We start from the raw sequence: 20,231 nt of genomic DNA, 5'->3' as shown, positions 1-20,231 counted from the left end.
TCGGGCTTGGGCATAATTACGATATGACTGCCCAGCTCACCCAGGAACTGCCGGAATTTCCTACCTGGCTCAACGCCAGGCCATCCACGCTGCAGGAGCATCGCGGGCGTGCACTGGTGTTGGCATTCGTCAATGCCAGCTCGGTATGGTGCGCCGAGCGCCTGGCCGAGCTGGCGCACTGGCAGGCCCGCAGCCCCGGCCGGCTGCAGATGATCGTGGTGCAGGTGCCGCGCTTTGACAGCGAACGCGAGCCGCAACGCGCACTCAAGCAGCTGCGCGGTCATGGTGTCAGCGCCCCCATTTTGCTCGACAGGGACTGGGAGACCTGGCGCCGTTTCGGCATCGAATCCTGGCCCACGCTGGTGCTGCTCGATGCCTACGGCCGCGAGCGTCAGCGCCTGGTCGGCGTGACTGGCGATCTCGACAAGGCACTGGCCGCATTATGTGAAGGCCAGCAGCTGCCATCCGATGCCGACCTGCATGGGGTCGCCGAGCGCGACCCCGAGCCGCGCCTGGAGCTGCGGTTTCCAACCGGTCTTGCCGCCACCGAGGACCGCTTGTACATCGCCGACACCGGTCATCACCGCGTGCTCGAATGCACGCATGGTGGCCGCGTGCTGCGCCAGTTCGGTCATGGCAATGCGGACTTCATCGATGGTGGCGTCGGTGAAGCGGCGTTCCGGCGTCCGCAGGGCCTGGCGCTGGAACGCGATCAGCTGTATGTCGCCGACACCGGCAATCACGCCTTGCGTCGCATCAACCTGCGCAGCGGGCAGGTCGACACCTTGTGCGGCACCGGGCGCTCCGGCGAGCCGGTCGAGGGGCCGCTGGCGTTCGCCGGTGCCTCGGCGCTGCATTACCCGCAAGGGCTGGCGGTTGCCGACAATCAGGTATTGATTGCCATGGCGGGCGACAACCGCATCTGGAGCTATGACCTGGGTCGCGCAGCATTGAGCGCACGCGCCGGTACCGGCGCGCTCGAGATTCGCGATGGCAGCGGGCATCTGGCCGCGTTCGCACAGCCGGCCGGGTTGGCCGCGGTGCAGCAGGTAGCCTACGTCTGCGATGGCCTGGGCTCGTCGATCCGCACCATGCAATTGCGCGGCGATCTGGTGCAGACCCTGGTCGGCGGGCAGGGCACCTGGCAGTTCGGCGACGAGGACGGGCCGCGCGGCACGGCGCGCCTGCAGTTTCCGCAAGCCATCGCCCTGGCTACCGATTCGCCGATGCTCTGGATTGCCGACACCGGCAACGGCCGCCTGCGTTGCCTGCGTCTGGGCGGCGGCGAACTGACCACCGTCTTGCTGCCACGCCGCCTGCATGGCCCGGCCGGGCTGGCAGTTACCGCCGGCGCGGTATGGATTGCCGAGACCGATGCCCATGCCGTGTTGCGCTACGACCTGGCGAGCGGCGAACTGCGCGATGTTTCGATAGAAGAATGAACGCAAGGCCCCAAGCCGATTTCGATGGAAAGGCGTTTGCTGCCCAACTGAGCACTGCGCCCGGCGTCTACCGCATGTACGCGAGCGACGACACCTTGCTGTACGTCGGCAAGGCCGGTGCGCTGCGCAAGCGGGTGGGCAGCTATTTCAACGGCACGCCGAAGAATGCGCGGCTGACCTCGATGCTGTCGCAGGTCGCGCGGATGGACGTCACCGTGACCCGCAGCGAGGCCGAAGCGTTGCTGCTGGAAAACCAGCTGATCAAGTCGCTGTCTCCGCGCTACAACGTGTCATTGCGCGACGACAAGAGTTATCCCTACGTGCTGCTGACACGCGAGCAGTGGCCGCGCATCGCCCTGCACCGTGGCCCGCGCGCCGTGCAGGGGCGCTATTTCGGCCCCTATACCGGCGTCACCGGCGTGCGCGAAACGTTGAGCCTGATGCACAAGCTGTTCAAGCTGCGCAGTTGCGAGGACAGCGTGTTCCGCAATCGCTCGCGGCCCTGCCTGCAATATCAGATCGGTCGCTGCAGCGCGCCCTGCGTGGAGCTGGTCGCCGCTTCCGACTACGCCGAATCGGTGCGCCGCGCCACCATGTTTCTGGAAGGCAAGAGCGACCAGCTCGGCGAAGAGATCATGCACTCGATGCAGCAGGCCAGCGAAGCGCTCGAGTTCGAGCGCGCTGCGCGTCTGCGCGACCTGCTGTCCTCGCTGCGCAGCATGCAGAACCGCCAGTACGTGGACGGCCGCGCGGCGGATCTGGACGTGCTGGCCTGCGCCACGCAAGCCAGCCAGGCCTGCGTGCTGCTGCTGAGTTTTCGCGATGGCCGCAACCTGGGCACGCGCTCGTTCTTTCCCAAGACCAATGGCGAAGACAGTGCGGACGAAATCCTGGCTGCATTCGTATCCCAGTACTACGCAGAGCATTCGCCGCCGCGCGAGATCCTGCTCGATCGCGAAATTCCCGATGCCGAACTGATCGAGGCCGCACTCGGCAGCGCCGCCGAGCACAAGGTCACGTTGAAGTGGAACGTGCGCGGCGAACGTGCCGGCTACCTGCTGCTGGCCACCCGCAATGCGCAGCTGACCCTGGTCACCGAACTCACCAGCCAGAGCGCGCAGCACGCACGCAGCGAGGCACTGCGCGAGATGCTGGGGCTGGCCGAGCAGGTCAAGCGGGTGGAGTGCTTCGATATCAGTCACACCATGGGCGAGGCGACGGTGGCCTCCTGCGTGGTGTTCGATGCCAATGGGCCGGTGCGGGGCCAATACCGGCGCTTCAATATCTCCGGGATCACGCCAGGTGACGACTACGCCGCAATGCGTCAGGCCATCGAACGGCGTTTTCGACGCGCGGTGGAAGAAAACGGCGTGCTGCCCGACGTGCTGCTGATCGATGGCGGCGCCGGTCAGCTGGCGCAGGCCAAGGGCGCGCTGGCCGATCTGGGCATCGAGAACGTGCTGCTGGTCGGCGTGGCCAAGGGCGAGGAACGCAGGGCAGGGCATGAAGCGCTGATCATGGCCGATGGCCGCGAGCTGAGGCCGGGCGCGGCATCGCCGGCACTGCAGTTCATCCAGCAGGTGCGCGACGAAGCGCACCGTTTTGCGATCACCGGTCACCGTGGCCGTCGCCAGAAGGCGCGCATGACCAGCAAGCTCGAGGATATCCCCGGCATCGGTCCGCGCCGGCGCGCGAGCCTGCTCAAGCATTTCGGCGGCCTGGTCGGGCTCAAGGCCGCCGGCGAGGCCGAGATTGCGCGGGTGGAGGGCGTCAATGCCGCACTTGCCGCGCGAATCTACGCTAACCTGCACGGGCTGGCGCTTCCCGATGCGGCAGGCGAGTCGAGTCCGTAATGAAGTTGACCATCCCCACGTGGCTGACACTGCTGAGGATCGTGATGATCCCGGTGTTGGTCGTGGTGTTCTACCTGCCGTACACCTGGACCAATTTCGCGTCCGCCGGCGTGTTCGCGCTGGCCGCCATCACCGACTGGCTGGATGGCTGGGTCGCGCGGCGTTATCACCAGTATTCGGCCTTCGGTGCATTCCTGGATCCGGTGGCCGACAAGTTGATGGTCGCAGTGGCATTGTTCCTGATCGTGCAGGGCCACCCCACACCGTGGATGGCGTTCTGGGCGGCGGTCATCGTCGGCCGTGAAATCGCGGTGTCGGCGTTGCGGGAATGGATGGCCGAGATCGGCCAGCGCGCCAAGGTGCGGGTGGCGGTGATCGGCAAGGTCAAAACCACCGCGCAGATGGTCGCGCTGCTCTGCCTGCTGTATTCGGTCACGCCGGGGCAGATGCCCACGCACGAAATCTGGTTCGGCAACCTGATCTTCCGCGCCGGTTACTGGACGCTGGCGATCGCCGCGCTGCTGACGCTGTGGTCGGGATTCCAGTACCTGCAGGCCGCCTGGCCGAGCCTGCGTGCCGACGAAAAAGCCGCGATCACCAGCAAACCGAAAAAAGTCGAAAGCAATAGTTGACAGCGATGCTGTTCGCTGTAGAATTTCGCCTCCCAAGCGGGAATAGCTCAGTTGGTAGAGCGCAACCTTGCCAAGGTTGAGGTCGCGAGTTCGAGTCTCGTTTCCCGCTCCAGATGTAGACAAGGCCCCTTGCCCGAGGTCTCGTTGTTTCAAGGCAGGATGCCTTGGGTTTGATGTTTCGGCCTGGTGGTAGAGTGGTTATGCAGCGGACTGCAAATCCGCGTACGCCGGTTCAATTCCGGCCCAGGCCTCCACATTGCATGCGTTTTTCATGCGTCGGCAACGACGACAGGACTGGCGCAACGAAGTAACAAGCTGTACAATTTTGCTCCACGCGGGAATAGCTCAGTTGGTAGAGCGCAACCTTGCCAAGGTTGAGGTCGCGAGTTCGAGTCTCGTTTCCCGCTCCAAATTCAGGCCCCGGATATCAAACGATATTCGGGGCTTTTTATTGGTTGATCGTCTGGTACGCAGGAGCGCGCAGCTCCATCTCGTTCAACGCAGTTTTGCATCACTGTCGACGTCGGCGGTAGCGTCGATCCATGGTCTGCTCGCGATCTTCCACGTCGGGCCGGGATGCATTGACGCATGCGATCATTTTCGGGGGCAGGGAGCTGCCTGAGGGCGCGCAATACATTGCCCAAGCACGACGCACAGGTGTGACTGATCGCCATGCGACATGGCTGCAACAACGCAACTGGGGAGACTTGTCGGTGCGTGCATGGCGTTGCGCGATTCGCAACGCGATAAGCGTGTGCCCGGGGCGGGAATCGAACCCGCATAGCCTTGCAGCTGAGGGATTTTAAGTCCCTTGCGTCTACCAGTTTCGCCACCCGGGCATTGCGATAGCGTGCCTGATTGCGCGCCGATTGTGAATCGCCGCGTCGCAGTCGCGCTGCACTGATGGCCCGATGGTCGGCTGCGCTATGCTGCCACCGCGCAGGCGCGCAGCAACCGGCTGCGCACGATTGAAGGAACCGCATGTCCAGCACCACGTTACTCGCTCCGTTGCAGGCCCGCATCGCCGTGATCGGGTTGGGCTATGTCGGCCTGCCGCTGGCCGTCGCCTTTGGCGAACAGCGCGACACCTTAGGCTTCGACATCGATGCGCAACGGGTCGGGCAATTGCGCGATGGCCATGACGCCACGCTGGAGCTGGACGACACCGAGCTGGCCGCCGCCACCTGCCTGCGCTACACCGCCAACGCTGCGGACCTGGCCGCGTGCAGCATCTTCATCGTCACCGTGCCGACGCCGATCGACAGCTTCGAGCAGCCCGACCTGGAACCGCTGCGCAGTGCCACCACGCTGATCGCCGCCGCGCTCAAACCCGGCGACCTGGTGATCTACGAATCCACCGTCTACCCGGGCACCACCGAAGAAGTCTGCGTGCCCTTGCTCGAAGCTGCCTCGGGTTTGCGCTTCAACGACGACTTCTTTTGTGGCTACAGCCCTGAGCGCGTCAATCCGGGAGACCGCCAGCGGCGCCTGCGCGATATCCGCAAGATCACTTCCGGCTCCACCGCCGAAGCCGCCGATGCGGTCGACGCCTTGTATGCCAGCATCATCACTGCCGGCACCTGGCGGGCACCATCGATGCGCGTGGCCGAGGCCGCCAAGGTGGTCGAAAACATCCAGCGCGACGTCAATATTGCGCTGGTCAACGAGTTGGCGTTGATCTTCGACAAGTTGGGCATCGATACGTTGGATGTGCTGGAGGCGGCCGGAACCAAATGGAATTTCCTGCCGTTCCGGCCCGGCCTGGTCGGTGGCCACTGCATCGGAGTGGATCCGTATTACCTGATGCACAAGTCCGAAAGCGTGGGCTACCACCCGGACCTGATCCACACCGCGCGCCAGGTCAACAACCGCGTCGGCCGGCACGTGGCCGAGCGTGTCTGCGGCATGCTGGCCACGCGTGGCGTGGTGCTTGCGCAGGCGAGGGTGCTGGTGCTGGGCGCCACCTTCAAGGAGAACTGCCCGGACCTGCGCAACAGCCGGGCGCTGGAACTGGTGCAGCTGCTGCAAGCTGCGGGCGTGCAGGTCGATACCTGCGACCCGTGGGCCGACCCTGCAGAAGCGCTGCATCATGCCGGCGTGCAGTTGTGCGAGCTTGCAGACGAAGGTGCCTACGACGCCGTGGTGCTGGCAGTGGCGCACGCGCAATACCGTGACTACGACGCGCAGCGCATCGCAGCGCTGGGCAAACCCGGTGCGGTGATCTATGACGTCAAATCGGTATGGCCGCGCAATGCGGTCAGCGATCGCTTGTAGCGCGGTCGCCCGGTCGCTGCAGCCACTGCACCGCGCCATGCGCGGCACGTAATCCGCTGGCAAAGCAGGCAGTCAGCAGATAGCCACCGGTCGGTGCTTCCCAGTCAAGCATTTCGCCGGCACAGAACACGCCGGGGTGCGCGCGCGCCATCAGTTGCGCATCCAGCGCCTCCAGCTGCACACCACCGGCCGAGCTGATTGCCTCGGCAAGCGGGCGCGGTCGCAGCAGACGTAGCGGCAATCGCTTGAGCGTGCGCGCTGCCAGCGCAGGATCGTCGCCCGCCTGCTTGCCCAGATGTTCGTAGAGCAAGGCGGCCTTGACGCCATCGATGCCGAGCTGACGGCGCAGATGCTCGCTGAAGCTGCGTCCCTTGCGCGGTTTTTCCAGCTCGGCGTTGACGCGTTCCAGCGTGCGCCCGGGCAGCAGGTCCAGCACCAGCTCCGCCACGCCATCCGCATCGATCTGCGCGCGAAGATCCGCAGCCAACGCATAGATCAGGCTGCCCTCGATGCCGGTGGACGTCGCCACGCACTCGCCCTGCAACTGATGCGGTGTGCTGTGGCGGTCCTGCCAGTGCGCAACCACGGGTTTGAGTGGCGCACCGGCATGTCGCTGCACGAAATGCGCACTCCAGGCGATGTCGAAGCCGCAGTTGGCCGGTACCAGCGGTGCCACCGCAATGCCGCGTTCCTGCAGCACCGGTTGCCAACGACCATCGGAACCGAGCTGCGGCCAGCTGCCACCACCGAGCGCCAGCACCACGGCATCTGCAGTGCGTTCGACGTCGCCGGTGGGCGCATGGAAGCGCAACGCGCCGTCGTCGCTCCAGCCAAGCCAGCGATGCTGCACATGAAATGCCACACCCTGTTCCTTGAGTCGGCGCACCCAGCCGCGCAACAACGGTGCGGCCTTGCGATCCATCGGGAACACGCGTCCGGAACTGCCGACGTAGGTTTCCACGCCCAGGTCGCGCGCCCAGGCACGCAGCGCGTCTGCATCGAACGCCTGTAGCCACGAGGCGACTGCATCGGTGCGCTCGCGATAGCGCTGCGCAAACACCGGCATCGGATCGGAGTGGGTGAGGTTCAGCCCGCCCTTGCCGGCAATCAGGAACTTGCGTCCCACCGACCCCTTGGCTTCGTACAGGTCGACCGCCAGGCCCGCCGCACACGCCGCTTCTGCAGCCATCAGACCGGCCGGCCCACCACCGATCACCGCCAGCCGCCGCTTGCTCGCATCCGTCATTGCTCAGGCCTTCAGCGCGGCTGCACGCCAAGCAATTCCACGTCGAACACCAGCGACGCGCCGGGCGGAATCACCCCACCTGCGCCGTTGTCGCCATAGCCGTACTCGGGTGGAATCATCAGGGTACGCTTGCCGCCCACGCGCATGCCGGCCACGCCTTCGTCCCAGCCGCGGATCACCTGACGGCCGCCCAGCGCGAACTGGAATGGCTCGGCGCGATCAAGCGAGCTGTCGAACTTCTTGCCGTGCTTGTCGGCGGCTTTTTCGTCGTACAGCCAGCCGGTGTAGTGCACGGTGACCATCGCGCCCGGCGTGGCTTCGGCACCGGTACCGACGTTGCGGTCGATCCGCTCGAACGCGGCGATGGTGCCGCCGGACGGCGGCAGGGCGGGCGTGCAGGCTGCGAGCAGCAGGGCAGCACAAAGCGTCAACAGAAGGCGCATGGGAGGGTCCGGCAAGGGAAGTGCGCCATTATCGCATCCGGCTCCCGGTATCATCCCGCCCATGGCCAAGCTGCTGCTCAATCTGCGCAATGTTCCCGATGACGAGGCCGACGAGGTACGGGCGCTGATGCGCGAGCATCTCGTGCCGATCTACGAAACCCGGCCCAGTAACTGGGGCATTTCCGCCGGTGGCATCTGGCTCAGCGACGATGCCGATTACCCGCGCGCCAAGGCGGCGATGGATGCGTACCAGGCGCAGCGGGGTGCCCTCGCGCGCGCACAACGCCAGGATGCGCTCGCTGCCGGCACCGCCGAAACCTTCGGCGCGCTGCTGCGCAAGCGCCCGCTGTTCGTGATTGTCACGTTGATCGGCATGCTAATTGTCGCCTCGCTGGTGCTGCTGCCGTTCCTGCTGCTGCGCGGCTGATCGCACCTGCGGCCGCATCGGCTTAAAATGGCCGCATGATCACCAATACCGCTGCCTACCAGTTCGTCACCATCCAGGATCCGCAGTCGCTGGCCGACAGCGTCCTCGCGCAGGCCGGGCAGCAGGCCTTGAAAGGATCGGTGCTGGTGGCCGAAGAGGGGATCAACCTGTTTCTGGCCGGCGAAGCGGAACAGGTCGGCACGTTCTACGCGTGGCTGCAGGCCGATCCGCGTTTTGCACAGATGCGCATCAAGTACAGCCTGAGCGCGTCGCAGCCGTTTGCGCGGCTCAAGGTGAAGGTCAAGCCGGAGATCATCAGCTTCCGCCGCGACGATGCCTCGCCGCTGCAGGGCCGTGCGCCGGCAGTGACGCCCGCCACGCTGCGCGCGTGGATGCAGGAAGGGCGCGACGATCGCGGCCGCCCGTTGGTGCTGCTGGACACGCGCAATGCCCAGGAAGTCGCGTACGGCACGTTCCAGGGAGCGTTGACGCTGCCGATCGACAAGTTCACCGACTTGCCGGCTGCGCTGGAACCGCATCGCGCTGCATTGGCCGATGCCACCGTGGTCAGCTTCTGCACCGGCGGCATCCGGTGCGAGAAAGCTGCGCTGTGGATGCAGGCCGACGGCATGGACAACGTGCTGCAGCTTGAAGGCGGCATCCTCGGCTACTTCGAGGAGGTCGGTGGCGAACGCTACGACGGCCGCTGCTTCGTGTTCGACGAGCGCGTTGCACTCGATGCGCAACTGCGCCCCCTGGTGGACGCCGAGCGCAGCACCGAAGCAGGAAAAATCTGACCGGGGGCGAATGAATTGCCCGATGTTCGCGCATTGGGGGCGCTCGCATCATCCGATCACGCCGCGATCGTGCATTCAATGCCTGCCATGACACGCGGCGGCAGAGTGCGTCGCATTCTTACTCAAATGTAATACGTCGCATCGAGCTTGCCCTGAATTATTCACGGAGATAGGCTGCATCAGCCAGCCGCACAGCGAGGACAACAAGGATGACCATCAGAGTTTTTCTGATCGACGATCATGCACTCGTGCGTACCGGCATGAAGATGATCCTGTCCAAGGAAGTGGACATCGATGTGGTGGGAGAAGCGGAGAGCGGGGAGGCGGCCTTGCCGCAAATTCGCCAGCTCAAACCCGAGATCGTGCTCTGCGACCTGCATCTGCCCGGTGTCAGCGGCCTGGAAATCACCGAGCGCATCGTCAAGGGCGATTACGGCACCCGCGTCATCATCGTGTCGGTGCTGGAAGACGGCCCGTTGCCCAAGCGTCTGCTTGAAGCTGGCGCATCTGGCTATGTCGGCAAGGGCGGCGATGCGCAGGAACTGCTGCGTGCGGTGCGCGAAGTCGCACTGGGCCGGCGCTATCTCGGCAATACCATTGCGCAGAATCTGGCCCTGTCCAATCTGGAAGGGGGCAGCTCGCCGTTCGATGCGCTATCGCCGCGCGAACTGGAGGTCGCCCTGTTGCTGACCCAGGGCCTGCGCCAGGAAGACATCGCCAAGCGCCTGAACCTCAGCGCCAAGACCATCAACACGCACAAGGCGCGCCTGTTCGAAAAGGTCGGCATCCAGGACAACATCGCCCTGGCGCGTCTGGCCAATCAGTACGGCCTGACCGACCCGGCGCGCACCCTGTAAGCCAAGTTCCTCGGGTCCGATCTTGCAGATGCGGCGGTCGGATGCTGCCGCATAAGGTGCTGTTGCCGGGAGCCGGAATGCCGGCATGACACTGCTGCACGCAAAAACAAGGCGGCCCGAAGGCCGCCTTGTCTGACGCCACCTGCCCGGATTTACCCAGGCAGGTTCAACCGGCCGGGAGACGATCAGTGATCGCCGCGCGGCTTGTTGGTGTCGTCTTGCTGCGCCTGGGCGTCATCGCCGTTAGGCGATGCATCTGCCGGCTTCACCGCCTCGGACACGACGACGGTCGGCTTCGGCTTGTCGGCAGTCGGCTCGGTGGCGTCTGCAGGCACCACGGGTGCGACCGATGCCGGCCGCTCGGGCGCCTTGTAGGGCACCGGCGTTTCGGCCTGTGGCAGTGTCGCCGCGGTTGCATCGGCCGGAGCCAAGGCGTCCAGCAGCGTGGTCTGCACCGGAGCGTACGGCTTGCGTGCCGGCGCAGCGTCGGCAGACGGGGAGGTCTGCGGCACCGTGGTGGTGGACGTCGCGGCAACATCGGTTGCCGGGCTTTCCACTGTTGACGGCTCGGCATGCGGCGGCTTGGATGTCACCACGTTCGCCTGGGCGCTCGACGGCGCAGCAGCGACCGGCTTGGGAACGCTGCCAGCTGCCGGCGTTGCGTCGGTCTTCGCCGGCTCCGCTTGCGTTGCTGCCGCGGCGGCCACCGGTGCTGCCTGTTCCTGCCGGGCAACTTCCTGCCGAGCAACGGCCGGCGCTGCAGCGTCGGCCGATACCGACGCCGCCGGTGTTGACCGCATCGTCGGCTTGGACGAAGGCTCTGCCAAGGAAGCAGCACTCTCGACAGGCGAAGCTGCAGCAGGCGCCGCCGCCGACGTCGCAACCGGAGCCGAGGCGGCAACCGGGGTCGACGCAGCGGACGGAGTCGACGCGGCAACCGGAGGCTGGGCCTGCGGGTTCGCCGATTCCTGCGCAACGACCGGAGCCTGAGGCGCTTGCGGACGCGGTGCATTGGCCGGAGCCTGCACAGCCGGTTGCGCTGCAGCTGGCGCCGCGTTGCCAGCCGGGGCCGTTGCAACCGGTGCCGGAGAGGCCGACGGGGCATCGCCACGTGCCTGTTCGGCTGCGGTCACTGCAGGGCTCGCAGCTTGCTGTTCGAACGACGGCGTGGCGTTGGAAACCGGCGCCGTGGTCGACGTCGTGTCGGCCGCCAGCGGGGCTTCCGCACGTTCCTTCGGTACCGGGCGCGGCTTCACTGCGGCCGGAGTGCTGGACTCCGGCTTGGTGCGTGCCGCTACCGCGGGCGTGGTCGCGTCATCGTCGAAGTCGAACTCCGGCTGTCCGGCGCGCGGGGCAGCCGAGGTGTGGACCTGCGCACCGGCATCGTCGCTCTCGGTGTCGCCATCGAGATCGCCCTCGGCATCGCCGTCCAGATCGTCCGTTTCCAGACCATCGACGCCGCTACCGCCTTCACCGTTTGCACCAGCGCCGCGACGGCGACGACGGCCACCGCGACGACCGCGACGACGACGGCTGCCGCCTTCGCCATTGGCCGCATCATCGCCTGCCGCCTCCGGTGCCTGGCCGTCCGCATTCGCGTCGGTGCCGCGATCGGCCTGCGACTCGGTCACGATGACCTCGACCGGGTGTGCCGGTGCAGCCTCATGTGCCGAGGCCTGCGTTGCCGGTGCCGCGGTTTCGGCAATCGCCGCGACCACGGTCGCAGTCGTGGCGGTTGCGGCCGTGGAGGTCAGCGTCTGCGCCGAGGCAGTGCCTTCGTCCTGACGCGCAGGCCGCTGCTGCCGCTCGGACGGCGCGCCGTCCTGCTGCTGTGCAGCTGCACGCGGCGGGCGCGGTGCCTGGTTCTGCGGCTTCTGCTTCTGCTGCTGGGCCTGCTGCGGCTGCTTGGGTTGCTGTGCCTCGCCGCGGGGCGGCTTGGGCACCTGCACCTGCTGCGCCTGCCCGCCGTTCTGCGCAGCCTGGCCATTGGCCGGCTGACGACGCTCGTCACGACGTTCCTTGTTGGCGCCATTGCCGTTGCCATTGCCGCGGTGCTGACTGCCACCGTTGCCACCATTGCGGGCATCACGGCCGTCGCGACGCTGACCGCCACGGTCGCTACGCTCGTTACGGCTGCTGCGGCCGGCATCGTTCTGACGCGGACGCTGGGTCGACTCGGGCGCAGGCGCGACTGGCTCGACGCCACCGAAGATGCGCTTCAGCCAGCCGACCACACCGGTCACCGGCGCGGGCAGCGGCAGTGCCGCGACCGGAACCGGAGCCGGTGCAGGTGCGGCGGCAACCGGGGCAGGGGCCTCTTCACGCAGCGGCGCCGGTTGGCTCGGCTTGATCGAGGTCACTGCCGGCGCAGCCGGGATATTCAACTGTGCCTTGGTCAGCGCATGTACCGGCAACTTGCGCGGGGTGCCGCGCTGGTAGCTCGGCTTGCCGCTGTCTTCGCCCAGCTCGTTCTCACGCAGGCGGGTGACTTCGTAGTGCGGGGTATGCAGCTGTTCGTCGGCGACGATGATGATCGGCGACTCGTGACGCTGCTCGATCTCACGCAGCGCGCTGCGCTTTTCGTTGAGCAGGTAGTTGGCGATCTCCACCGGGGCCTGCACCAGCACCTGTCCGGTGTTTTCCTTCATGGCGTGCTCTTCGGCCACGCGGATGATCGACAGCGACAGCGACTCGACGCTGCGCATGCGGCCATGGCCGTCGCAACGCGGGCACACGATCTGGCTGGATTCGCCCAGGCTCGGACGCAGGCGCTGGCGGCTCATTTCCATCAGGCCAAAGCGGGAGATGCGGCCCAGCTGCACGCGCGCGCGGTCGTACTTGAGCGCGTTCTGCAGCTTGTTTTCGACTTCGCGCTGGTGCTTGGTCGAGGCCATGTCGATGAAGTCGATCACCACCAGGCCGCCCAGGTCGCGCAGGCGCAGCTGGCGGGCGACTTCCTCGGCCGCTTCCAGATTGGTCTGGAAGGCGGTCTCCTCGATGTCGCTGCCCTTGGTGGCGCGCGAGGAGTTCACGTCGACGGCGGTCAGCGCTTCGGTCTGATCGACCACGATCGAGCCACCCGAGGGCAGCCGCACGTTGCGCTCGTAGGCGCCTTCGATCTGCGATTCGATCTGGAAGCGGTTGAACAGCGGAATGTCGTCGGTGTAGTGCTTGAGCTTGCGCAGGCTCTGCGGCATCACCTGCTGCATGAACTCCTGGGCGTCGGCGTACAGCTCCGGCGTATCGACCAGGATCTCGCCGATGTCGGCGCGCAGGTAGTCGCGCAGGGCGCGGATGATCAGGCGCGATTCCTGGTAGATCAGGAACGCGGCCGGCTTGCTCAGCGCCGCCTCGGCGATCGCCTTCCAGGTCTGCAGCAGGTAGTCCAGGTCCCACTGCAGCTCTTCGGCGTCACGGCCGACACCGGCGGTGCGGATGATCACGCCCATGTCGTCGGGGATGTCGAGCTTGTCCAGCGCTTCCTTCAGCGCGGCACGGTCTTCGCCTTCGATCCGGCGCGAGACGCCACCGGCGCTCGGCGAATTGGGCATCAGCACCATATAGCGGCCGGCCAGCGAGATGAACGTGGTCAGGGCGGCGCCCTTGTTGCCACGCTCTTCCTTGTCGACCTGCACCACGATTTCCTGGCCTTCGCGCAGCAACTCGCGGATGGTCGACTTGTTGTGGTCGACGCCAGCCTGGAAATAATCGCGGGAGATTTCCTTCAGCGGCAGGAAGCCATGGCGCTCGGCGCCATAGTCCACGAACGCCGCCTCCAGCGAGGGCTCGAGCCGGGTGATACGGCCCTTGTAGATGTTGGACTTCTTCTGTTCCTTGGACGGCTGTTCGATGTCGATGTCGTACAGGGTCTGGCCGTCCACAATCGCCACGCGCAGCTCTTCGGCCTGCGTTGCGTTGATCAGCATTCGCTTCATTATTGCGTTCCTCTCGCGCTCTACCGCGCGGAACGCCGTGACGTTTCGCCTCTGGAACAGCTTGTCGGCCCTTCGCGCAACGCGCGGACAGGCCTGACCAGGGTTTCCAGCGCTGCAACACCACGGCAGGCCGCGGGAGCGCTTGTCTTAAGTTTTATAGGTGTTTCAGGGCCGGCAGCCGCGTCCGGAAGAACCGGGGCAGCGCACGGGACATGTTCAGCGCAACGGTCAAAAACCGCTGGCGATGGCCGGGCAGGCCGGTGAGCCGCTAACATGGCCGCCCCGGGGGCGGTGGTCGCGCACTGTGCCGGAATCATCGGAAGGCAGGCTTCTGGCCAATCAACTTCCAACGAAATCAAACCCTTATCTCGCTCGCCGAGTGTAACAGAATAAAGAGCCGGATGACCGACCCCCAGCCCCCCAAGCCGCCTGCCGACCGTGTGGGCGTGCGTATTCTCAAAGTTCCGCAAGACCGTGCTGGGCAGCGGCTGGACAATTTCCTGCTCGGCCAGCTCAAGGGCGCGCCACGCAGCCTGATCTACAAGCTGGTGCGCAGCGGCCAGGTGCGCGTGAACGGCGGGCGGGCCAAGGCCGAGCGCAAGCTCGAAGGCGGCGAAGAAGTGCGGATTCCGCCGGTGCGCGTTGCCGAAGAGGGCGACAAGGCCGCGCCACCGTCGTCGTTCCTGGCGCGGCTGGAAGCGGCGATCGTGTTCGAGGACGCGCGCCTGCTGGCGCTCAACAAGCCATCCGGGGTCGCCAGCCATGGCGGCAGCGGGATCAGCTTCGGCGCCATCGAGACCCTGCGGGCGCTGCGGCCGAACCAGACCCTGGAACTGGTGCACCGGCTCGACCGCGATACCTCCGGGCTGTTGATCGTGGCGAAAAAGCGCTCAGCGCTGACCGAGATGCAGGCCTTGATGCGGGAGGACGACCGCGTCGAGGGCCGCGGCATCACCAAGCGCTATCTGACCTTGCTGGTCGGTCGCATGCCGGACGGGGTGATGACGGTCGATGCGCCACTGCACATCGGGCTGCGCCAGGGCGGCGAGCGGCATGTGCAGGTCAATGCGATCGGCAAGCCGTCGCTGAGCCACTTCACGCTGCTGGAGCGGCGCGGCGGGCACTCGTATTGCGAAGTCCGCATCGAAACCGGCCGCACCCACCAGATCCGCGTGCACGCCCAGCACCTGGGGCACCCGGTGGCCGGTGACGACAAGTACGGCGAGGCGGAGGTCAACAAGCGGCTGCGCGACCAGCTCGGCCTGAAGCGTTTGTTCCTGCATGCCGCGTCGCTGGAATTCACGCTGGACGGCGGCAAGACGCCCTACGTCTTGAGCGCGCCGCTGGCGCCGGAGCTGGCCGAGGCACTGGACCGGCTGGGGCGCTGACGCAGCCAGGGCGGGCAGGGAGGCTACATCGGCGCGGATGCTGGGGCCGCACCCGCGCCATGTGCGGCTGTGCGGGTCACGATCCTGCCGGTAGAGCGGAACCCGCGCTCGTCAGGGGAATGGCGATCCAAACCTGGCATCCGAACGCCACCGATCGCACAAGGCAATCGCGTCTCGCTGCCACGTCGCGTGGTCGTCGCAGGCCGCGCTAGGGCGTGGCGAAGCGGAACAACACCAGGCTGATCGCCAGCGTGCCCATGCCCGCGACCAGGCCGTAGACCGTCTCGTGGCCCTGCGCGTAGCGCTTGGCGGCCGGCAGCAATTCGTCCAGTGCCAGGAACACCATGACCCCGGAAATCAGGCCGAAGACGGTGCCGAACACCGCTTCGGACAGCACGCTGGACAAGGCAAGATAGCCGATGCCGGCGCCGATCGGTTCGGCCAGTCCGCTGAGCAGGCTGGCGCCAAAGGCGTAGAACTTGTTGCGGGTGGCGAAGTACACCGGCACCGCAATGGCGATGCCCTCGGGAATGTTGTGGATGGCGATGGCGAACGCGAGCGGCATGCCGACCGCGGGGCTTTCCAGCGTGGCGAAGAAGGTTGCCAGGCCTTCGGGAAAATTGTGCGCGGTGATGGCGATGGCCGTCATCAGGCCGACCCGGCGGATATAGGCCCGGTTGTCGTCGCGGAACAGCGGATCGTCACTGGACAGGCTCTGGTGCGGGTTGGGCACCAGGCGGTCGATCACCATGATCAACAGCATGCCCCCCAGAAACGCCAGCGTGCCGAAGGTGAAGCCGAGCTTGTCGTTGTAGGCGTTGGAGAACGAAGCGATCGATTTGTTGAGAATCTCCGACAGCGATACGTACACCATCGCGCCGCCGGCGAATGCCAGCCCGAACGCCAGCAGGCGCGGATTGGGCTTCTTGGAGAACACGACCATCAGGCTGCCGAGTCCGGTCGCCAGGCCAGCTGCCAGCGTGACCGCAAATGCGGTCCAGACATTGTGGGATGACACTTCGAGCATGTGACGCACGACCTCGTGGAATGGAACCGACCTGCGGGGAGCGTGGCGACTGCTGCTGCGCACTTTGCGCATGGCCACGCTGCGCCTGCAGGATGGCCATGCCTGGATGACGAACACGTGGTGTCTGACGCGGCAGGCCTGGCGCGTGCACGCTGACAGCTGGCGAACACTGCTGTGCCTGGCGCTGCTGCAGGCCTGCGCGGTGCTCGGCGTTGGGGGGCGGCGCGCCGGCGGGTTACCGCCGCCGCGTCTGTTCGCGCAACGTATCAACAGCGGCTCAGCCGCCTCGACGCGCCCGCTCTTCGATGGCAAAGCATTCGTCCGGGCGCGGCACCGGCGGCTTGAAGGCGACCGGCACCTGGATCGTCTGCGGCACCGCCTGGCCATTGCGCGTGGCGGCCCGGAATTTCCATTCGCGCACGCGTTTTTGCGCAGCTTCGTCCAGCACCGGCTGACCGCTGCTTTGCGCGACCGATACGTCGGTCGGGGTGCCTTCGACACCGACCACCACCCGGAGCACGGCAGTGCCGCCGATGCCGGCACAGGCCAGTTGCGGGGAGTATTCCGGCGGCGGCGTCTTCAAGGCGGCCAGTTCGGTTGGAGCCACCGCCGGGGCGGCCGGCGGCTGCGACGACTTGCCACAGCCGCTGATGCCGACGGCAATGAACAGGCCGGCGAGGGCGGTGCGAGACGGGGTCATGGGGTGGCTCCTTGGTCGTAGAGCTGGGCGGCCTTGGCCGCGCAGATGAAGTCGTTTTCGCTCAATCCGCCGACGTCGTGGGTGGAATAGCGCACCACCACGCGGTCGTAATGCACGCCCAGGTCGGGGTGGTGGTCTTCGCGGTGGGCGATCCACGCCAGCGCGTTGACGAAGGCCAGCGTGCGGTAATAGTCGGCAAAGCGGAACGTGCGGGTGATCGCCGTGCCCAGTTCGGCCAGCTCCCAGCCTGGCACCTGCGGCAGCAATTCGGCCAGGCGCGCTTCGCCGAGCTTGTGGTCGCTGCCCTTGCGCGGCAGGCAGTGGGCCTGTTCCAGGGGAATCAGATCGGTCATGACAGTCTCGCAGGGGTGGCGGACAGCGCGTTCACTCAGGATCACGGTGTTCCATGAGCGCAGGCGCATTGAGCGGTAGAATAACCCCATGATCCAGATATCCGACAAAGCCCAAACCTATTTCCGCAAGCTCATCGAACGCGAGGGCGTGCCCGGCATGGGCGTGCGCCTGAGTGCAGTGGACGCCGGCACCCCGCGCGCCGACGCCCGGCTCGAGTTCGCCGAACCGGCCGATCTGAGCGGTGACGAATGGGCGATCGACTGCGACGGCTTCACCTTGTATATCGTCGCCGCCAGCGTGCCCTGGGTGGATGGCGCCGAAATCGACTACGTCACCCAGTCCACCGGCAACCAGCAGCTCACCATCAAGGCGCCCAAGATCAAGGGCGAAGCGCCGGCCGACTCCGCATCGATGGTGGAGCGCGTGCGCTGGGTGGTGGAGAATGAGATCAACCCGCAGCTGGCATCGCATGGTGGCCGTGTGGCGGTGCAGGAGGTCTCGGCAGAGGGTGTCGTGCTGCTGCGCTTCGGCGGCGGTTGCCACGGCTGCGGCATGGCCGATGTGACCTTGAAGCAGGGCATCGAGAAGACCTTGATGGGGCGCGTGCCCGGCGTGATTGCGGTGCGCGACGCGACCGATCACGCCACTGGCGACGCGCCATATATTCCGCGCGACAGCGCGGCCTGATTCCGCGCCACCGGTGACCACGGCCGCCGATCTGCTGCAGGCACTGCGTGCGCGCATGCCGGGCAAGCTCATCCTGGATCGGCGCACCGGCCTGCCTTACGGATGGGCAACCTGGATGAGCAGTCGCATCGGGCCGGCGGCTGCGTTCGACGATGACCAGGTGATGGGCGTGCTGCTGGCACGGCCAGCGTCGCCTGCAGGTGCTGGCATGGCGTTGCTGTTGTCGCCGTTCCAGGCATTTCGCAGCCTGTGGTGGCAGCACTGGGAGCCGCGGCCGAAGGACCAACGGCCGCAACACTGGCTGGCGCTGCTCGCTAGCCTGTTGATCCATCTCGGTTTCATCGCACTGCTGATCTGGGTCGTCACGGTGCGCTGGGCGCCGGACGACACCAAGACCGGCGACGAATCGCGGGTGCGCATGACCTTCATTGGCAACGGAGCGGCGGAGCAGGGCGGTGGGCAAGGGCAGCCCGCTGACGCGGCGCAGGCCGCCTCGGGCGATGCGGCTTCAGCGCCGCAATCCGCTGCGTCCGTTGCAACCGGCAGGCCAAGCAAAGCGAGTGCAGCACCGTCGGAGCCTGCGCCCGCCGAGCCACCAGTCGATCCTTCAAGTACTGCCCAGGAGCAGGACATCGCGCCGGAACCGGTGGCTGCCGCTGCCAGCGAACCGGTGGCGCCTGAGGTGCCACGTGTGAGCGTGCAGGTGCCGCCGGTGATGATTGAATCGCCGCTGCAGGTCACCGAAACACCGGTGGCTACGAACGACTTCGTCGTGCCGCCGCCGCCCACGATCACGGTGGCTCCGCGTCCGGTTGCCCCGGCCGCGCCGCAGATCGAGGTGCGCCAGCGCGATATCCAGACCGTCACCGAACAGCCGCAACTGCGCGAATTGCAGCGTCCTGCAGCCACGGTGGCGGTGCGCACTGCCAATGCGCCAACGGTGCGCGAGCGGGAAGTCGTCGTGCCGGACCGGCCACAGGTCGTTGCGCCGTCCGTACGCAGTCGCGAGATCACGCCGACGGTTCGCATGCCCGATGTCGCCGTTCGAACGGCCGAACTGCCAAGCGTGCCGGACCCGGCGCCCCAGCCGGCACCGGCCCAACAGACGCCGGTGACTCCGTCGCCGGCAGCATCCGCGTCGGCTACTGCAGCGACGCAGCCATCGGCAGCTTCCACGCAGCCCAGCCAGGCGCAGGCGAATCCAGCGCGATCTGCGCAATCCAGCAGCACTACTGCAGCAGCCTCATCCGCAGCCAAGCCGGCGACCAGCAATGCCGGCCCGGCGCCAGCAGATCGCAGTGGCGGCTGGGATGTTGCGGCCAATGCAGACGACTGGAGCAAATCCGACCGTCGTCGGGCCGGCGAAACCACAGGCGCCAACGGAACGCGCAATGGCATGTTCAACGCAGACGGCAGCGTCCACGTCGCCGCTGGAACCGGCGATGCCGGCAACGGTGCTGGCGACCGCGGGCCGCCAGGCAGCGAAACCGATACCTGGACTCGCGACCAGATCGCCCAGGGCGGCACCTGGCTCAAACGTCCGCCGTACGGTTACACGCCAACCTCGCTGGACAAATACTGGATGCCGAACCAGTCGCTGCTGCAGGAATGGGTGCGCCGCGGCCTGAAGAAGATCGAGATCCCGATCCCGGGAACGACCACCAAGATCAGTTGCGTGGTGTCGTTGCTGCAATTCGGCGGCGGCTGCGGCTTGAGCGACCCGAATCTCAACGATCAACCGGCAACCGCAAGACCGCCGCCGGATGTGCCATTCAAGCGGGAGCTGCAGGAAGACAATGGGGCTGTTAAGTAGTCAGCTACCGGGCTGGTTCTGACATAATATACATTATGCGAAATGAGCGGGCTGCATCGACTTGCAACCGCCGAGTTTGACGAAGGCTGATGATTGCCGACACTGAGTAGCCCACTGGCAGCCAGAAAATGCCCCAATGTCGATAGGCCTCTGACAAATCGCCTCGTTTTCAGAGCTCTATCAGCAGCAACCTGCACCAATTCAATGACAGAATTCTATGCGGTTAGTGATATGCAATATGGCAGGCGTGACTGCTGGGCCTGATGGGCACACTCTCTTGATCTGATACAGGCGCATCGGATGCCGCTTTTGCGCCTCCCTTTGCAATATCCAGCAAAGGAAGGCGCCTCGGCAAT

16 protein-coding genes and 4 tRNA genes are annotated in these 20,231 nt (G+C 66.1%); 13 read left to right on the top strand and 7 right to left on the bottom strand.

Features of this window, described 5'->3' with window-relative positions; translation table 11 throughout:
- Positions 1-23 precede the first annotated feature (23 nt).
- The 6 genes from H7A87_RS10685 to H7A87_RS10660 all read left to right on the top strand — a co-directional run bounded on the left by H7A87_RS10685 (position 24) and on the right by H7A87_RS10660 (position 4,337).
- The gene (locus H7A87_RS10685; RefSeq protein WP_180496625.1) at positions 24-1,442 is read left to right on the top strand and encodes a hypothetical protein; all 1,419 of its coding nucleotides are present in this window, start codon (positions 24-26) and stop codon (positions 1,440-1,442) included.
- Positions 1,439-3,295: an excinuclease ABC subunit UvrC gene (gene uvrC, locus H7A87_RS10680; RefSeq protein WP_119128735.1), complete on the top strand. Its 1,857-nt coding sequence runs from the start codon at positions 1,439-1,441 to the stop codon at positions 3,293-3,295. The genes H7A87_RS10685 and uvrC overlap by 4 nt, the downstream gene beginning before the upstream one ends.
- Positions 3,295-3,927 carry a CDP-diacylglycerol--glycerol-3-phosphate 3-phosphatidyltransferase gene (gene pgsA / locus H7A87_RS10675; protein ID WP_016902574.1) on the top strand — a complete coding sequence of 211 codons (633 nt, stop codon included), beginning with the start codon at positions 3,295-3,297 and terminating at the stop codon, positions 3,925-3,927. Before uvrC ends, pgsA begins: the two co-directional genes overlap by 1 nt.
- A gap of 36 nt (positions 3,928-3,963) precedes the next feature.
- Positions 3,964-4,039: transfer RNA gene (locus tag H7A87_RS10670), tRNA-Gly, on the top strand.
- A 68-nt stretch (positions 4,040-4,107) separates the two neighbouring features.
- Positions 4,108-4,181, top strand: a tRNA-Cys gene (locus H7A87_RS10665).
- 80 nt (positions 4,182-4,261) lie between these two features.
- Positions 4,262-4,337, top strand: a tRNA-Gly gene (locus tag H7A87_RS10660).
- Between the two features lie 345 nt (positions 4,338-4,682).
- Here the strand turns inward: H7A87_RS10660 and H7A87_RS10655 are convergent.
- Positions 4,683-4,766: transfer RNA gene (locus H7A87_RS10655), tRNA-Leu, on the bottom strand.
- Positions 4,767-4,908: 142 nt separating this feature from the next.
- On the opposite strand from H7A87_RS10655, the gene H7A87_RS10650 reads away from it, so the two are divergent.
- Positions 4,909-6,201, top strand: coding sequence for a nucleotide sugar dehydrogenase (locus H7A87_RS10650; RefSeq protein WP_119128736.1), 1,293 nt, complete (start codon positions 4,909-4,911; stop codon positions 6,199-6,201).
- On the opposite strand, the gene H7A87_RS10645 is transcribed toward H7A87_RS10650, so the two are convergent.
- Together H7A87_RS10645 and H7A87_RS10640 are read right to left on the bottom strand one after the other, a co-directional pair.
- Entirely contained in the window at positions 6,185-7,447 is a 1,263-nt protein-coding gene (locus H7A87_RS10645; protein ID WP_119128737.1) for a TIGR03862 family flavoprotein, read from the bottom strand. The genes H7A87_RS10650 and H7A87_RS10645 overlap by 17 nt on opposite strands.
- An 11-nt stretch (positions 7,448-7,458) precedes the next feature.
- The gene (locus H7A87_RS10640) at positions 7,459-7,890 is read right to left on the bottom strand and encodes an FKBP-type peptidyl-prolyl cis-trans isomerase (protein WP_164739046.1); all 432 of its coding nucleotides are present in this window, start codon (positions 7,888-7,890) and stop codon (positions 7,459-7,461) included.
- Between the two features lie 61 nt (positions 7,891-7,951).
- Between H7A87_RS10640 and H7A87_RS10635 the strand changes: the two genes are divergently transcribed.
- From H7A87_RS10635 to H7A87_RS10625, 3 genes are all read left to right on the top strand, one after another.
- Positions 7,952-8,317: a DUF6164 family protein gene (locus H7A87_RS10635; RefSeq protein WP_119128738.1), complete on the top strand. Its 366-nt coding sequence runs from the start codon at positions 7,952-7,954 to the stop codon at positions 8,315-8,317.
- A 35-nt stretch (positions 8,318-8,352) separates the two neighbouring features.
- Positions 8,353-9,114 (top strand): sulfurtransferase, encoded by a 762-nt coding sequence (locus H7A87_RS10630; RefSeq protein ID WP_119128739.1) that lies wholly within the window; start codon positions 8,353-8,355, stop codon positions 9,112-9,114.
- Positions 9,115-9,323: 209 nt separating this feature from the next.
- Entirely contained in the window at positions 9,324-9,971 is a 648-nt protein-coding gene (locus H7A87_RS10625) for a response regulator (RefSeq protein ID WP_016904564.1), read from the top strand.
- 185 nt (positions 9,972-10,156) lie between these two features.
- On the opposite strand, the gene H7A87_RS10620 is transcribed toward H7A87_RS10625, so the two are convergent.
- Positions 10,157-13,897 carry an Rne/Rng family ribonuclease gene (locus tag H7A87_RS10620; protein ID WP_180497013.1) on the bottom strand — a complete coding sequence of 1,247 codons (3,741 nt, stop codon included), beginning with the start codon at positions 13,895-13,897 and terminating at the stop codon, positions 10,157-10,159.
- Between the two features lie 410 nt (positions 13,898-14,307).
- On the opposite strand from H7A87_RS10620, the gene H7A87_RS10615 reads away from it, so the two are divergent.
- Positions 14,308-15,294: an RluA family pseudouridine synthase gene (locus H7A87_RS10615; RefSeq protein WP_104582583.1), complete on the top strand. Its 987-nt coding sequence runs from the start codon at positions 14,308-14,310 to the stop codon at positions 15,292-15,294.
- Positions 15,295-15,502: 208 nt separating this feature from the next.
- On the opposite strand, the gene zupT is transcribed toward H7A87_RS10615, so the two are convergent.
- The 3 genes from zupT to H7A87_RS10600 form a co-directional block, all read right to left on the bottom strand.
- Positions 15,503-16,321 carry a zinc transporter ZupT gene (gene zupT, locus H7A87_RS10610; protein WP_104582584.1) on the bottom strand — a complete coding sequence of 273 codons (819 nt, stop codon included), beginning with the start codon at positions 16,319-16,321 and terminating at the stop codon, positions 15,503-15,505.
- A gap of 277 nt (positions 16,322-16,598) precedes the next feature.
- Positions 16,599-17,021, bottom strand: a complete 423-nt coding sequence (locus H7A87_RS10605; RefSeq protein ID WP_104582585.1) for an energy transducer TonB — start codon at positions 17,019-17,021, stop codon at positions 16,599-16,601.
- Entirely contained in the window at positions 17,018-17,374 is a 357-nt protein-coding gene (locus tag H7A87_RS10600) for a 4a-hydroxytetrahydrobiopterin dehydratase (RefSeq protein WP_046342783.1), read from the bottom strand. Before H7A87_RS10600 ends, H7A87_RS10605 begins: the two co-directional genes overlap by 4 nt.
- An 88-nt stretch (positions 17,375-17,462) precedes the next feature.
- Here H7A87_RS10600 and H7A87_RS10595 point away from each other — a divergent pair, with 88 nt between their 5' ends.
- Positions 17,463-18,062, top strand: a complete 600-nt coding sequence (locus H7A87_RS10595) for an NfuA family Fe-S biogenesis protein (protein ID WP_039815233.1) — start codon at positions 17,463-17,465, stop codon at positions 18,060-18,062.
- A gap of 13 nt (positions 18,063-18,075) precedes the next feature.
- Positions 18,076-19,875, top strand: a complete 1,800-nt coding sequence (locus H7A87_RS10590) for a transmembrane repetitive protein (RefSeq protein WP_119128741.1) — start codon at positions 18,076-18,078, stop codon at positions 19,873-19,875.
- Positions 19,876-20,231 lie beyond the last annotated feature (356 nt).

The organism is Xanthomonas sp. CPBF 426, from assembly GCF_903989465.1.
GTDB classification, from domain to species: domain Bacteria; phylum Pseudomonadota; class Gammaproteobacteria; order Xanthomonadales; family Xanthomonadaceae; genus Xanthomonas; species Xanthomonas euroxanthea.
This window is presented reverse-complemented; position numbering and strand designations above follow the sequence as displayed.